The organism is Streptomyces sp. NBC_01306 (assembly GCF_026340465.1).
Classification (GTDB): Bacteria; Actinomycetota; Actinomycetes; order Streptomycetales; family Streptomycetaceae; genus Streptomyces.
The window spans coordinates 4340777-4354233 of sequence record NZ_JAPEPC010000001.1 but is presented as its reverse complement, the minus strand read 5'-3'; the positions used below and the strand labels follow the sequence as shown (position 1 = coordinate 4354233).

Annotated in this window: 10 protein-coding genes; 6 read left to right on the top strand and 4 right to left on the bottom strand. The window is 70.4% G+C overall.

Going from position 1 to position 13457, the window contains the following annotated elements; all coding sequences use genetic code 11:
• The first annotated feature begins 151 nt into the window (after positions 1–151).
• Positions 152–1417 carry an IS701 family transposase gene (locus OG385_RS19215; protein WP_266850846.1) on the top strand — a complete coding sequence of 422 codons (1266 nt, stop codon included), beginning with the start codon at positions 152–154 and terminating at the stop codon, positions 1415–1417.
• A 483-nt stretch (positions 1418–1900) separates the two neighbouring features.
• The gene (locus OG385_RS19210) at positions 1901–2668 is read left to right on the top strand and encodes a TetR/AcrR family transcriptional regulator (RefSeq protein WP_266855963.1); all 768 of its coding nucleotides are present in this window, start codon (positions 1901–1903) and stop codon (positions 2666–2668) included.
• A 56-nt stretch (positions 2669–2724) separates the two neighbouring features.
• Here the strand turns inward: OG385_RS19210 and OG385_RS19205 are convergent, their stop codons facing one another.
• The 4 genes from OG385_RS19205 to OG385_RS19190 all read right to left on the bottom strand — a co-directional run bounded on the left by OG385_RS19205 (position 2725) and on the right by OG385_RS19190 (position 7331).
• Positions 2725–3516: a hypothetical protein gene (locus OG385_RS19205; protein ID WP_266855962.1), complete on the bottom strand. Its 792-nt coding sequence runs from the start codon at positions 3514–3516 to the stop codon at positions 2725–2727.
• Positions 3513–4427 carry a hypothetical protein gene (locus OG385_RS19200; RefSeq protein WP_266855961.1) on the bottom strand — a complete coding sequence of 305 codons (915 nt, stop codon included), beginning with the start codon at positions 4425–4427 and terminating at the stop codon, positions 3513–3515. The genes OG385_RS19205 and OG385_RS19200 overlap by 4 nt, the downstream gene beginning before the upstream one ends.
• A 378-nt stretch (positions 4428–4805) precedes the next feature.
• Positions 4806–6191: an MATE family efflux transporter gene (locus OG385_RS19195; protein ID WP_266855960.1), complete on the bottom strand. Its 1386-nt coding sequence runs from the start codon at positions 6189–6191 to the stop codon at positions 4806–4808.
• A 102-nt stretch (positions 6192–6293) separates the two neighbouring features.
• A complete protein-coding gene (locus tag OG385_RS19190) occupies positions 6294–7331 on the bottom strand; it encodes a hypothetical protein (protein WP_266855959.1) in 1038 nt (345 codons plus the stop codon).
• Between the two features lie 47 nt (positions 7332–7378).
• Between OG385_RS19190 and OG385_RS19185 the strand changes: the two genes are divergently transcribed.
• The 4 genes from OG385_RS19185 to OG385_RS19170 all read left to right on the top strand — a co-directional run bounded on the left by OG385_RS19185 (position 7379) and on the right by OG385_RS19170 (position 13454).
• Entirely contained in the window at positions 7379–8611 is a 1233-nt protein-coding gene (locus OG385_RS19185) for a CapA family protein (RefSeq protein WP_266855957.1), read from the top strand.
• A gap of 365 nt (positions 8612–8976) precedes the next feature.
• On the top strand, positions 8977–11310 hold the full coding sequence (locus OG385_RS19180) for a cache and HAMP domain-containing protein (protein WP_266855955.1): 2334 nt from the start codon (positions 8977–8979) through the stop codon (positions 11308–11310).
• Between the two features lie 6 nt (positions 11311–11316).
• Positions 11317–12975, top strand: coding sequence for a poly-gamma-glutamate synthase PgsB (gene pgsB, locus OG385_RS19175; RefSeq protein ID WP_266855953.1), 1659 nt, complete (start codon positions 11317–11319; stop codon positions 12973–12975).
• The gene (locus tag OG385_RS19170; RefSeq protein WP_266855951.1) at positions 12972–13454 is read left to right on the top strand and encodes a poly-gamma-glutamate biosynthesis protein PgsC/CapC; all 483 of its coding nucleotides are present in this window, start codon (positions 12972–12974) and stop codon (positions 13452–13454) included. Before pgsB ends, OG385_RS19170 begins: the two co-directional genes overlap by 4 nt.
• The last annotated feature ends 3 nt before the right edge of the window (positions 13455–13457 follow it).

Here is a 13457-nt window from a genome sequence, read left to right as displayed (position 1 = left end):
TGGTCTCTCGCTGGCTCATGGTCACCCACTAGCTCGTGGACACCTGCTGGCTCGTGGACACCTGCTAGCTCGCGGTCACCCACTAGTAGGGCTTGGTCATGTTGATGGTGGTGGAGCGTGTCCGTTGGGTGTGGTCCGGCGTTGAGAGGGTGTGACTCCGGACGAGATTGCCTGTGTGCGTGGTGAGTTGGAGACGTTTGCGGCGGAGGTGTTCGAGCCGTTCGCGAGAAAGGATCAACGTCGCTGGGGGCAGGTCTACCTGCGCGGGCTGTTGACCGACGGCAAGCGGAAGTCCGTCGAGCCGATGGCGGCCCGCCTCGGGGAGGAGGGGAACCGGCAGGCGCTGGCTCACTTCGTCACCACCAGTCCGTGGGACCCCTCACACATCAGGGCCCGGCTGGCGTGGAAAATGGAGGCGGCGATCCAGCCGAGCGCGCTGATCTTCGACGACACCGGCTTCCTCAAGGACGGAAATGCTTCGGCGTGTGTGTCGCGGCAGTACACCGGCACCGCCGGCAAGGTCACCAACTGCCAGGTGGGCGTTTCGCTGCACCTGGCCTCCGATCACGCCTCCTCGGCGGTGGACTGGCGGCTGTTCCTGCCCGAGACGTGGGATGCGGCCTCGCCGAAGGCGAACCCGGACAGGGTCGCCCGCCGCGCCTCCTGTGGCATTCCCGACGATGTCGGGCACGTGGAGAAGTGGCAGCTGGCCCTGGACATGCTGGACGAGACGCGCTCGTGGGGCATTGAGATCCCGTTGGCCATCGCGGACGCTGGATACGGCGACGCCACCGCTTTCCGGCTCGGTGTTCAGGCCCGCGGCCTGAATTACGTCGTCGGGATCTCCACGACGCTCACGGCCCACCCCGGCCAGGCCGTTCCCGTGGCCGTTCCGTACTCCGGAACCGGACGCCCACCGGTTGTGAAGTATCTGGACAAACCACAGTCGGTGAAACAACTGGCCATGGAAGCAGGCCGGAAGGCGGCCAAACCCGTGCAATGGCGGGAGGGCTCGCGGCCTGGCACCAGCCGCAGCGGCTTCAAGCGCATGTACTCGCGGTTTGTCGCCCTGCGGATTCGCCCCGCCGGACGCGAGATCCGTCAGGCGGTCCAGGGCCCGCAGTTGCCGGAGTGCTGGCTGCTGGCCGAGTGGCCGGCAAACGAACCCGAACCGGTCCAGTTCTGGCTCTCCGACCTGCCCACCGACACTCCACTGACCACGTTGGTCCGCCTCGCCAAGCTCCGTTGGCGCATCGAGCACGACTACCGGGAGATGAAACAGGCCCTGGGCCTGACCCATTTCGAGGGCCGCACCTTCAACGGCTGGCACCACCACGTCACACTCGTCTCCGTCGCCCACGCCTTCTGCACCCTGCAACGACTGGCCAGAGCCCCAAAAGACACGGCGCCGGTCTGAGCCTCTACCAAGTCGTCCGCGAGCTGCAGATACTCCTCGCGGTCTGGGCCGGCGCCTGCCCCACCTGCCACCGCGACATACCCACGCTCGTACTGACCTGACCAAGCCCTACTAGTGCCGCGGCAGGCAAGGTTTGCCCGTCAAGGAGCGGCGTTCGGTGCGTGCTCTCGGCGTGCCGGCCGGAAGCCCTTGTACTGGACGTACTTGGGCTTTCGGCCGGTGCGGCGAGAGTGTGTGCCGGGCGTCGCGACGGGGCAAACGTTGCCTGCCGTGGCACTAGCCCGTGGTCACCCGCTGACCCCGCCCGTCCGCGGTGCCGGACGGCCACCCGACTGCCCGGCCGCCCGGCCGCAGCCGTCCGGCACCCCCACCCCCATCGACCCCGGCCTTCGCCACGACCACCTGGGGCAGCCCCGACACGGCCGGCGCGGCCGGGGCCTGCGGCGCGCGTAGGCTCGGGCGCGCAGAAGGAAAGGACCGACCATGTGCGCGCAGCCGACCGAACCCGGGCAACCGGCCACCGAACGGGCCCGTTCCCGCAAGGGAGAGGGCGAACGGCTCCGCGGGGAGATCCTGGACGCGGTCAACCGGCTGCTGGTCGAGTGGGGCAGCACGGAGAAGCTCACCATCCGAGCAGTGGCCAAGGAGGTAGGGGTCTCCGCACCCAGCCTCTACCTGCACTTCTCCGACAAGACCGAGATGATCTGGGAAGCGCTCGCCGACAAGTACCGCGACCTTGCCGACCAGATGCGCGCCGCCGACGAAACCGCCCGCGCCGAGGGGGCGGACCTGCTCGCCCGGCTGCGGGCCCAGGTGCACACCTACTGCCGCTTCGCCCTCCGCGCACCGGGTCAGTACCGGCTCATGTACGAGATGCGCCAGCCGGCCGTCGACGCCGACCGCATCGGACGCCACCCCGCCAGGCTGGTCTCGGAACGCTTCCGGGAGGCCGTCACCCGCTGCAAGAACGACGGCTACGCACTCACCCTCCCTGTGGAGCAACTCGCCCAGACCCTGTGGGCCGGGCTGCACGGCAACGTCGCCCTCACCCACAGCCTCTTCCCCCACGCCTCCGCCGAACAACTCGTACTCGGCCTGGCGGACGGGCTCCTGGACTCCATGATCCACGCCCCCGGCACAGAGATCCGGAAGGTGCCGGACGAAGAGAACTCCGCGGTGGTGACCGCGATCCGCACCATACTCAGCACCGCCGAAGCACCCGAGCAGAGCGACGCTGCCGCAGGGCGGTGAGTGGCCTGCGGGAGCCGTTTGCGTGAGCGGTGCCCGGGCCCCGGCAGTTCAGTTGTCTACCCCAGCAGATCGATGAGCCGTTCACGGACGTTGTCCCTGCGCGCTTCCGGGTGCGGCACCAGCTTCTCCCGGTCGGCGGGGTCCCGGGCGAGGGCGTGCAGCCGTCCGCCGCTGCGGGCCAGCACCAGATCCCTGCTGGTGCCCGCGGTCTCGGCCGATCCCTCTGCCGTGTAGTCGGTGACGGTGATCAGCGCGGAGCGCTCCGATGCGGCGAGCACGGCCTCGGGGTCCGTTGTCTCGTCGGGGTCCGCCGACGAGCCTCGCGGCAGCCACTCGGTAAGCATGTTCAGGGCCTCGTCGAGCTTGTACAGGCCCAGCTGGTGGACGCCGAGCGCGTCGATGTGAACCATGAGACAGATCCGCTCGGGCTGGGGGAGCAACAGGATCCGCCAGGGCTCACCCGGGCCCGACCCGGTCGTACGGGCATCGAGTACCTTGCGGGCCCTCTGCTGGAACGCCACGGCGATGCCCAGGTCTCCCTGCACCTGGACCTGCTCGCCCGTATCCCCCGCCAGCAGCAGTTGGCGTGCCGCCAGCGAGCGGACGGCCTCGGCGATCACGTCGTCCGACGGCCTGGCCTCCAGGAAGTCCACGATCGCGTCCACGGCGGTGAGCTCCGCGATGGTGTACGCACCGAGCAGTACCGGTCCCGTGTTCACCAGGTTCACCACGGCCGACACCAGCCCCGAAGGGACGGACGCCTCCCCCGTCTCCGACCCTGTGTCCGATCCGTCCGACCCCGCGTCCGACGGCGTCGGAGGGGGAACATCGCGCTGCTCGTCGCTCATGACGGCCTTCCCGGCTGCAGAATGTCCACCGCAGGCGGCACACGGCTCTCCCGGAGAACCGCGGCGGCGCTGCGTGAGAGGGTCTCGGTCACCCATACCCCGGAGCTGCCGAACAGCCCACGGCCCGCCCTGCCGGACAGCGACTGTCCCAGCTCGCCGGCCAGGTCCTGCCGGTCCGGGGGCGGGAAGAACCGGGCCGCCAGGTCGGCGGAGACGGCGGTGACGTCGTCGGCTTCCTCGATCCGGCGCAGTGCCTGGGTCAGCAACCGCGCGACCGGAGGCGTCAGGGACGTCGGCACGGCGAGGAACGGCGCCAGATACATCGGGCGCCGCTCGGTCATCCGGGACAGGCCCCAGGGCCCGACATTGCTGCGCGTGATCCGGTAGACCACGTAGTCCATGAGGTGGCGAAGGTCGCTCACGCTGGGCAGCTTCCGCCCGCCGAACGCGGCCGGTGTCTTCTCCAGCTGCACCCAGGTGCCCTGGGCGGTACGCCCGTGCAGCTTCTCCCGCACCACGTCCCCGCGCATTCCGATGTCGGGATAGAGCGTCTTGTCGATGTCACGGTGGTGGCTGGACAGCCGCTCGTGGCTGACCTTGGCGAACCGCCAGTCCTCGTACAACTGCGGGTCGTCGACCAGCACATGGCCACCGCACAGCACGTCGTGCAGCTGGGGCACCTGCAGTCCGTGGCGCTCCAGATCCGACAGGATCGTCGCCTCCTCCGGGCTGAGCCGGCGGGCGGCCGCGACCAGGCCCTTCCGGTACGCCCCTGCCCGCGCCGTGATCTCGATCATCAGCCGGACCCGGGTACGAATCTCCTCGGCCCGCCGGTCCCGCGCACTGTCCGAAGCCGCCCCGCCGGGGCGCCTCAGGTGCGTGACCGCTGCCAATGAGTGCTTTCGCTCCACCTTGCCAGTACAGCACGGCAGGCCCTTGCACGCACCGGCTCAGCGGAGCCCAGCGCGCACGCGGGCTCAGCGGATCCCCGCGCGTACCTCAGCTCAGCAGGTCCCCGCACATACGCCCGGCTCAGCAGGTCCCCGCACATACGCCCGGCTCAGCGGATCCCCGCATATACGCCCGGCCCGTTCGGTGCGACGGCCCGGTACCTCGCCCTGTGGTCGTTCGTGGGTTCCCACACCTGTCTGCATCCTGTGCAGTACCAGCGCCATCCGTCCGGGACCTTCGGCCCGGTGGTGCTGGTGTCCTTCCACAGCGGACGGGGGTCACGGCAGTGGGGGCATTGCGGCGGTGTCAGCACCATGGGTCACTCCTCGGCTCACCCCTCAGCCTTGTACCCCGGGCGTGGTGCGTCCTGCGGACTCACTGGTGCCACCCGTACGGGCTACGGCGACCCCTTGCGTCCGCAGGCGGGAGCTGTGCCGCAGGAATGAGTGCGACTTGGTTCCGGCCTGCAGGAGGTTCGCACCCGCAAGCGCTGCCCAGAGGCCCGTCAGACCGTACGTATCGGCCACCGGGACCGCCAGAGCGGCAAGTACCCCGAACCACACCACCGTTGACACGAGACTCGGGCCCGTTCGTCTGAGTCCGACCAGGGCGAAGCCCGCCACCGCCTGCAGTGCGTCCGCGACCACCACCGCGAGGACCAGAGGCAGCAGTCTCATCACCTGGTGGCTGAGCGAGTCGTCCGTCGTGAACAGGCCCACCACTGGGCCGCGCAGCGCCAGCAGCACCGCCCCCAGCACGGTGACCGCACTCAGGGCCACCCTGACCCCCGCCCCCACACTGCGGCGGATCCTCCTGAGGTCACGCTTGGACGCGTAGTCGGCGATCAGCGGGACCGTGGACTGGCCGACCGCGACCGCCGCGGTGAAGATGACGTTCACCAGCGACTCCGAGACGCCGTGCACGGCTGCCGCGTCCGTACTGATCCGGGCCGCCGCGAACGTCAGCATGCCCAGCACCGAGAACTTCACCAGGACCGTGCCGCCGAGCGGGATGCCCACCGCGGCCAGCCGCAGCACGCGCCGCGGGTCGGGCCGGCCGGGGCGCAGCGGCCGTCCCGCCAGTACCGTCCGCCGCCGCAGGGCCAGTTGGTTGAGGACGGTGCTGATCAGACTGGAGGCGAGCATGGCCACGCCCGCGCCGGTCAGTCCATGGCTCGGGAGCGGCCCCGGGCCGCCGACCAGCAGGATCGACAGCGTGACGGATACGGCGGTGCCCACCAGACCGGAACGCATCACCTGCGCGGAGCGGCCCAGCGCGACCAGGACCGATGTCGCCGATCCGCCGACGGCAATCAGCAGCACACTGCCCGCCAGCAGCCAGGGCAGCAGCCCCAGTTGGTGGAGTACGGCAGGCTGTACGCCCCAGAGTCCGCCGATGAGCGGGACCGCGGCGACCACGGCCGCGCACACCCCGCCCACCGCGAACGCCAGCCACATCCCGCTCCGTACGAGCGGCAGCAGTTCGTCCGGATTCTCACGGTGGGGCGTGATGAACGGCATCACCCCGCGCAGCGCGCCGGCCACGGTGGCGGTGGCCGGCCCGAAAACCGCCACCGCCACCGCGAAGGCGGCCAGTGAGGCGGTCGCGTGCCGGCCCAGCAGCACCGTGTCGACGAGCGAACCCGCCGACGCGGCCAGGGTGGTGACGTAGAGCGGGGCTGCGGTCCTCGCGATGGTCATGAACGCGCTGCGGTCGTGGCTCACATACGGGGATCCTGCCACTCAACACGGCACCGGGTGGCGGAACTTCGCCCCCGGCCGGCCCACCGCACCGGTCGACAGCGCCCGCACACCACCACTGCGCGCTCACCCCACAACTGCGCCCTCGTTCGCATCCGCACTCATACCTGTCCCCTCATCCGCCCGCGCACCCGCCCCCGCACGCGCGCCAGCCCCCGGCCGCGCAGCCCCGCCGGCCGGCCCCGCCGCCTCCCTGATCGCCTTCACCGCGCGGGTGATCCGCTCCGGGGACTTCCGCACCGTGCGGCTGAACTCCACATGCAGGAAAGGGAGTCCGGCGTCGGCCGCGGCGCGCCCCTGGACGTTCGTACGGCCTTCGAGTGAGCAGCGGCGCACCCAGACCCGGCAGACGTCGAAGCCCTGCCGGGACAGCGCTGCCGCCAGGCCTTCGCCCCAGGTGCGGCCGTGGTCGCCCCGGCCGGTGGAGACGATCACGTCGTAGTCGGGCTCGGTGGAGTCGGCGAAGCCGTGCACCTGGATGCCCGGCAGCCGGCGGGCGATCAGTTCGGCGCAGACCGCGTGGAAGACCGTGTCCCGGCGGTGGGCCACATCCGCCGCGCCGTCCTTGCCCGCCCTGCGGTTGGCGCCCGCCAGCACCAGCACCCCACCGGGTGTGGCGCGCCACGCCCCCACCCCCAGTTTCTCGCTGTCGGCATCGGCGACCGGGTGCGGAACCTGCACGGACCACTTCGCCGCGGGCCGCCCGGCCTGCGGCAGGTCCACGTACACCCGGCCCCATCCCCGGGTGGACTCCCGTGCCCGGTCCGCGAATTCGGCGAAGGGGCGGCCGGTGGCCGTGTCGGTGAAAGCGGAGACGCCGAAGTCGACCTCGGCCAGGCGCCTCCCGGCCTCCGCGCGGCGTCCGTCCAGATACAGGCCGACGCCGTCGGCGACCGCACGGCGCTCCAGGGCGGTGGGCGGGCGGAAGGCGCTGCGGCGGATCGTCTGCCGGGTGAAGTCATCGATCCGTGCGGCGAGGTCGACCTGCTCGCGCGGGCGGGCACGTTGCGGCCGGTCCTTGGCGGAACCGCCTCCTCCGCTGGACGTGACGAGCACCACACCCACCGCCACCAACGCTGTGACCAGCGATATTGCAAAGATCACTTTTTTACCGGCCCAAGGACTCGTCATATTGAAGTAAAAATACACGGGTGACACGACACCCTTACGCCTCCTTCACAACCCGCGCCGCAGCGACGGCTCTCCTCGCACTGGCTGCGGTGGGGTGCTCGCTCCTGAACGGCGGCGACGGTTCGGACGCGTCGGGAACATCGGGCCACGGCGCATCGGGCAAGGGCGGCGGGCAGTCGTTCTCCGTGGCCGCTGCGGGTGACATCCTCATCCATCCGCCGCTCATCGAGCAGGCCCGCAAGGATGCCAAGGCCGAAGGCAAGCAGGGGCTCGACTTCTACCGGCTGATGGCCGGGGTGCAACCCGTCATCTCCCGGGCCGATCTGGCGATCTGCCACTTCGAGCCGGTGGTGGGCGAGCCCAACGGCCCCTTCCGCAGCTTCCCGGACTTCCTGGTGCCTCCGCAGATCACCACCGCGGTCAAGCAGATCGGCTACGACACCTGCTCCACCGCGTCGAACCACACCCTCGACCACGGCGCGCCCGGCGTGAAGCGCACGCTCGACGCACTCGACAAGGCCGGGCTCAAGCACACCGGTTCGGCCCGCAGCAGTGCGGAGGCCGACCGGCCGCTGATCATGGACGTGAAGGGCGTCAAGGTCGCACAGATCTCGTACGCCTTCGGGTTCAACGGGCGCGAGGTCCCGGCGGACAAGCCCTGGCTCGCCAACCTGACGGCCTTCGACCGGATCAGGAAGGCCGAGCTGCGCGCCCGTGAAGCCGGCGCCGATGTGGTGATCCTCAGCATCCACTGGGGCCGCGAACACCACCCCGAGCCGAGTTCGGGGCAGATCGGCCTGGCCCGCCGGATCGCCCGTGAGACCGGCATCGATCTGGTCATCGGCCATCACGCCCATGTCGTCCAGCCGATGGAGAAGGTCGACGGGACCTGGATCGCGTACGGGCTCGGCAATCAGGTCGCACGGCACGAGGTGCCGTCCGGGCTGACCGAGGAGGGCGTCATCGGCTGGTTCGACTTCCAGAAGCGGGGCGGCAAGTGGGAGGTCCGGGCACGGTACGTACCGACGCTCGTCTCCATCCCGCCCGAGTCCGACGCGGCGAATCCGCCGGCCGCCGACGCGGTGCAGGACCACCGGCTCATCGATGTGGCGGCGGCGCTGCGTGACAGCGGGAAGCTGACCGCGGAGGAAAAGGCTCGCTACCGGCTGGCGTTCGAGCGCACCGAGGGCACGATGCTGAACCGCGGGGCGGCGCAGGACGGGCTGAAGCCGCTGGAGAGTCTGCCCGGCTGACCTGCGGTGCGGTCCGGGCGGCAGCGGCCGGCCGGTGAACGGGCGGGGGCGCCCGGGAGACGTCGCGGTTACCGGAGAGACACCCCCGGATGTCTGCCGGGTGGACCGGCACGGCGGACGCTGTGAGTCAGCTGTGTGCGCTGAGTCACACCCGCCACTTTCCTTACAACCGTTCTCAATTCGAACGTGTCATGCATTTTCGCGACCGCGTTCCGATCACTCACCGTTCCGACACACACAGTTCCGGCCCGGACAGTTCCGACGGCACGGCCCGCGCCATCCGGTCCACCCCGCCCCACCCCGCCCTGCCCGACCCAGAAGTCCCGGAAGAACTCCCGGGAAGAAGTCCCAGAAAGGGAACGCTCATGGCCGCCACGCCTGCGAAGCGGCGACACAAGGTCCGCCGCCGGGCCGACATGTCGCTGCTGGGTGGCATACGACCGCCCATCGCGGTCCTCTCGGTCCTGCTGCTCTCCCTGGCCGGGATCACGGCACTCAACCTCGGGCGTACGGTGCAGGACCCCGTCCCCAAGGCGGTGCTGACCTCGCAGCAGCAGTTCGCCGAGGACGGCGCCATCGCGCTGCGCGCCTCGATCGACGAGAGCTTCACCGACCTGGGCCGGACCGCGAACCTCTTCAACGCCGGAGCGCCCGCGTCGCCCGACGCCGTGCTCGACAAGGTCAGCAGCGTCTACCAGAAGTGGACCGGCACGGCCGTCGTCCAGATCTCCTCCGGAAAACTGCTGGCGGCCCGCGGCGAGAACGTCCCCCTCACCGCCGTCGACACCACCAAACTCCGCGCCAAGGACGGGCTCAGCCCGCGCATGGTGCGGCTCGCCAACGGCGAGACCCGGCTGCTCTCCTTCGCCGTGCTGTCATGGCCCGGCACCCCGCAGCAACTCCTGGTCGCCTCCAGCAATCTGCGCTTCCCCGGCATCAGCCTGGGCCAGTTCCGTTCCATCGCCGTCATCGACGACGAAGCGGAGATCCTCTCCAGCGACGGCATCCCCGAGCCCGAGCAGGTCCGCACCGCCACCCAGCGCGCCGACGCCAAACGGGCCGAAAGGCAGCTCAAGAGCTTCGCGAAGACAGCCGCGGTGAAGGTGCGCCGGAACCCCATCTCGGCCAGGGAGCCCGGCTCGGGCGGGTTCCCCGGTGTCAGCGGGAGCCTGGTGGGCGCCGTCCACACGGGCGACCGGAGCATCGCCGGATACGCCTCGCTCGCCGGGCCGCAGCCCGGTGAGCCGACCATCGCCACCGGTCTCGGCCTCAGCGTCGTGGCCATGGTCCCGGTCTCGGAGAACCCCACCGCCGTCGCCGGACCGCTCTTCGGCCTGATCGCGGCCGGGGCGCTGGTCGTCATCGGGGCCCTCGCCGTCGCGCTGCTGCTCGGCACCGTCCAACGCCCGCTGCTCCGGCTCTTCCTGGAGAGCCGCAGGCTGACCCGCGGCGACCTGACCCGCCCGGTCAGCTCCCCCGCGTACGGGGAGGCCGCCAGGATCGGACGCGCCCTTGAGCGGCTGCGCCGGCAACTGCTCGGCGAACCCGCGGGGGCGGCCGCTCCCCAGCGGCGCGGCAGGTTCGCGCGCACCGGCGAATTCGGCAGCCGCGGGCTCGTCCTGGTCTGCGGCGCGCTGCTGCTCGTCTGGTGCGCGCCGATGCTGCTGCTCCTCAACCGCGCCGACGACACCGCCGTCGTACCGCAGCAGCTCGTCAACGACCAGCGCGAGCGCACCGACACCCTCACCGACCGGGTGCGCCGCGCCCTCAACGAGGGCCAGGCCGACCTTCTCTCGGTGGCCACACTGATCGGCAGCGACACCTCGCCCGCCGATATGCACACCGTCCTGGAGCGCACCCGCCTGGAGCACGACCGCTACCAGTCGCTGTACGTCGTCGACCCGTCGGGGAAGGTCGTCGCCCACGCGGGCGACACCCCCCACCAGCCGGTGAGCCGCGCCAAGGCCGGCCATTCGATCCGGGTGCTCAACCACTCGGGCAAGAAGCCGCTCATCGTCGGGTATGCCGGGATCCCCAGCCGCAGCGGCTCCACCGTGATCGGGGAGTTCCGGATCGAGTTCCTGAACGCGCTGCTCAAGCGGCCCGGGCTCGGCGAGGTCCGGGTCGTGGACGCCGACCAGCGGGTCATCGGCGGCAACACCGGTTACCGGGCCTTCCACCGGCTCCCGAACGAACGCCTCAGGACCCTCGTCGCGGGGACCAACCAGCAGACCGGCATCAGCCCGCACCCCAGCGGCATCCTCTACCGCGACGGCGGCTCCGTGCAGATCGCGGCAGCCGCGCCCTTCGTCGGCGGAGGAGCGGCGAAGACCCTCGGCTGGACCGTGGTCAGCGAGCAGCCCGCACGCTCTCTGGCCATCCCCGAATACCGCAGACAGAACCTCACCGTGCTCGGCGGGCTGCTCGGGATGGCCGCTGTCGCCGCCTGCCTCGGCTGGCTGCACATCGTCGTCGTACGCCCGCTGCGGGCACTCGCCGACCAGGCCGAGGCCCTCGCCGGCGGAGACCGCCGCACCGTCCTGTACCCGCGCCACCACGACGAGGTCGGCGCCGTCACCCGCTCTCTGGAGCTCGTACGCCAGCAGCTCCCGGCGCAGCCGAAGCGCGACACCGCGCCCACCGCGCCCACCGCGCCGAGCGCACCCGCGGCGCCCGCGACCCACGCCGAAAGGACCTGACCGGACGTGCTGTTCCTCTACACCGTGCTGGTGGTCTGCTGCGCGATCCTGCTCGTTGCGGGCATCGTCGAGCAGCGCCGCCACTTCATCAACCTGGAGCGCATTCCCTCCCGGGTCCTGGTGAACGGCATCCGCGGCAAGTCCTCCATCACCCGGCTCTGCGCGGGCGCACTGCGTGGCGGGGATCTGGTGACGGTCGCCAAGACCACGGGCACCGCTGCCCGGTTCATCCACCCCGACGCCACCGAGGAGCCGGTCTACCGGAAGTTCGGCCTTGCCAACGTGGTCGAGCAGATCGGCATCGTGCGCCGGGCCGCGTCCTACGATCCGCAGGCACTGGTCATCGAGTGCATGGCGGTGATGCCGGCGCTCCAGGAGATCAACCAGTCCAAGCTGATCCGCTCCACGATCGGCGTGCTCTGCAACGTACGCGAGGACCATCTGGCCGAGATGGGCCCGACCCTGGACGACGTGGCGCGCTCGCTCTGCCGCTCCATGCCGGAGGGCGGTATCTGTGTCACCGCTGAGGTCGACCGGTTCGCGATCCTCCAGGAGGAGGCCGACGCACGGGACTGCGAGCTGGTCTACGCCGATCCGGAGACGGTCAGCGACGAGGAGCTGCGCGGGTTCAGCTGGTTCACGTTCAAGGAGAACGTGGCCATCGCGCTGAAGGTCGCCGAACTCCTCGGCGTGGAACGGGAGACGGCCCTCAAGGGGATGTACGACGCCCCGCCGGACCCGGGCGTCCTCTCCGTCGAGCGGTATCTGACGCCCGACGGCAAGAAGCTCAGGTTCGCCAATGTCTTCGCGGCCAACGACCCCGAGTCGACGCTGATGAACGTCAACCAGCTGCTCGACCTGGGCGCCGTGCACCGTCCGCTGCACGTCGTCATCAACTGCCGTCCCGACCGCGTCGAGCGCAACGGGCAGATGGGCGAGATCATCCCCGATCTCCGGCCCGACAAGGTCTTCGTCATCGGCCACCCCGCGAAGAGCGCCATCGACGCGATACCCGCCGAGTGGCGAGACCGTGCGGTCGACCTCGGCGGCGACCGGCGCGACCCGGACGAGTTCATGGCAGCGCTGCTCGGGGAGCTCGGCCCCGACTCCTCGCTCATCGCCATCGGCAACATCCACGGCCAGGGCGAACTGCTCCTGGAGCACCTCGCCGAACTCCCGCCCGACGAGACCCCGGACGAGACGCCCCCGGCCGAGGCGCCCGCCATACCGGAACAGCGCAGTCCGCAGCACCCGCACCACCCCCGGCACGACGAGACGCTGGGGCAGCAGTACCGGCCGCATCTGGACCCGTACGCGCCCTACCCGGAGGCGTACGAGACCCGTTACCAGCCGCAGCACCAGCCGTACTCGTACCAGCAGGAACAGCAGCCCCAACAGCCTCAACAGCCCCATCAATCGCAGCAATCGCGGCAGCAGCCCCGCGGCATGTTCGAACCGGCCGTGTACCCGGAGCAGGCGCACCCGGAGCAGGCGTACCGGGAGCCGCCGTACCCCGACCAGGCGCACCCCGACCAGGCATACACGGAGCCGCAGTACCCGGTCGTCCTGTACCAGCCCCAGCACCAGCACGAGCCGCACGAGCCGCATCCGTCGCACGACCCGTACCAGCAGAGCCGGCAGAACAGCGCAGGAGACCCCCGTTGATCCCCACCGTCCTGACGCCCGAGATCGCCGCCATCGGTATCGCTCTCGGCCTGATGTTCTCCCTGGTCTGCTATCTGACGACCAACCTCTCCCCCGGCGGCATGATCACGCCCGGCTGGCTCGCGCTGACGCTCGTCGAGGATCTGCAGCGGGCGGCGATGGTCGTCGGGGTCACCGTCCTCACGTACGTCTCCGTGCTGATGCTCCAGAAGGTCGTCATCCTCTACGGCAAGCGGCTCTTCTCCGCCGTGGTGCTGACCGGGGTGATCCTCCAGGCGACGGTGATGATCGTGCTCCAGGTGGAGTTCCCGCTGATGTACGCGAACCAGACGCTCGGCTTCATCGTTCCCGGCCTCATCGCCTACCAGCTGGTCCGCCAGCCCAAGGGGGCGACGCTGCTGGCCACCGGCTCGGTCTCGCTCCTCGCCTACGTCGTCCTGACCGCCGGCATCCTGCTCGGCGCTCTCCCGTCTGCCTGAGGT

Excerpts from the sequence above, each read along its gene's own strand:
- OG385_RS19210 (WP_266855963.1), top strand. The coding sequence starts at position 1,901 with ATGTGCGCGCAGCCGACCGAACCCGGGCAACCGGCCACCGAACGGGCC.
- OG385_RS19205 (WP_266855962.1), bottom strand. The coding sequence starts at position 3,516 with ATGAGCGACGAGCAGCGCGATGTTCCCCCTCCGACGCCGTCGGACGCG.
- OG385_RS19180 (WP_266855955.1), top strand. The coding sequence starts at position 8,977 with ATGGCCGCCACGCCTGCGAAGCGGCGACACAAGGTCCGCCGCCGGGCC.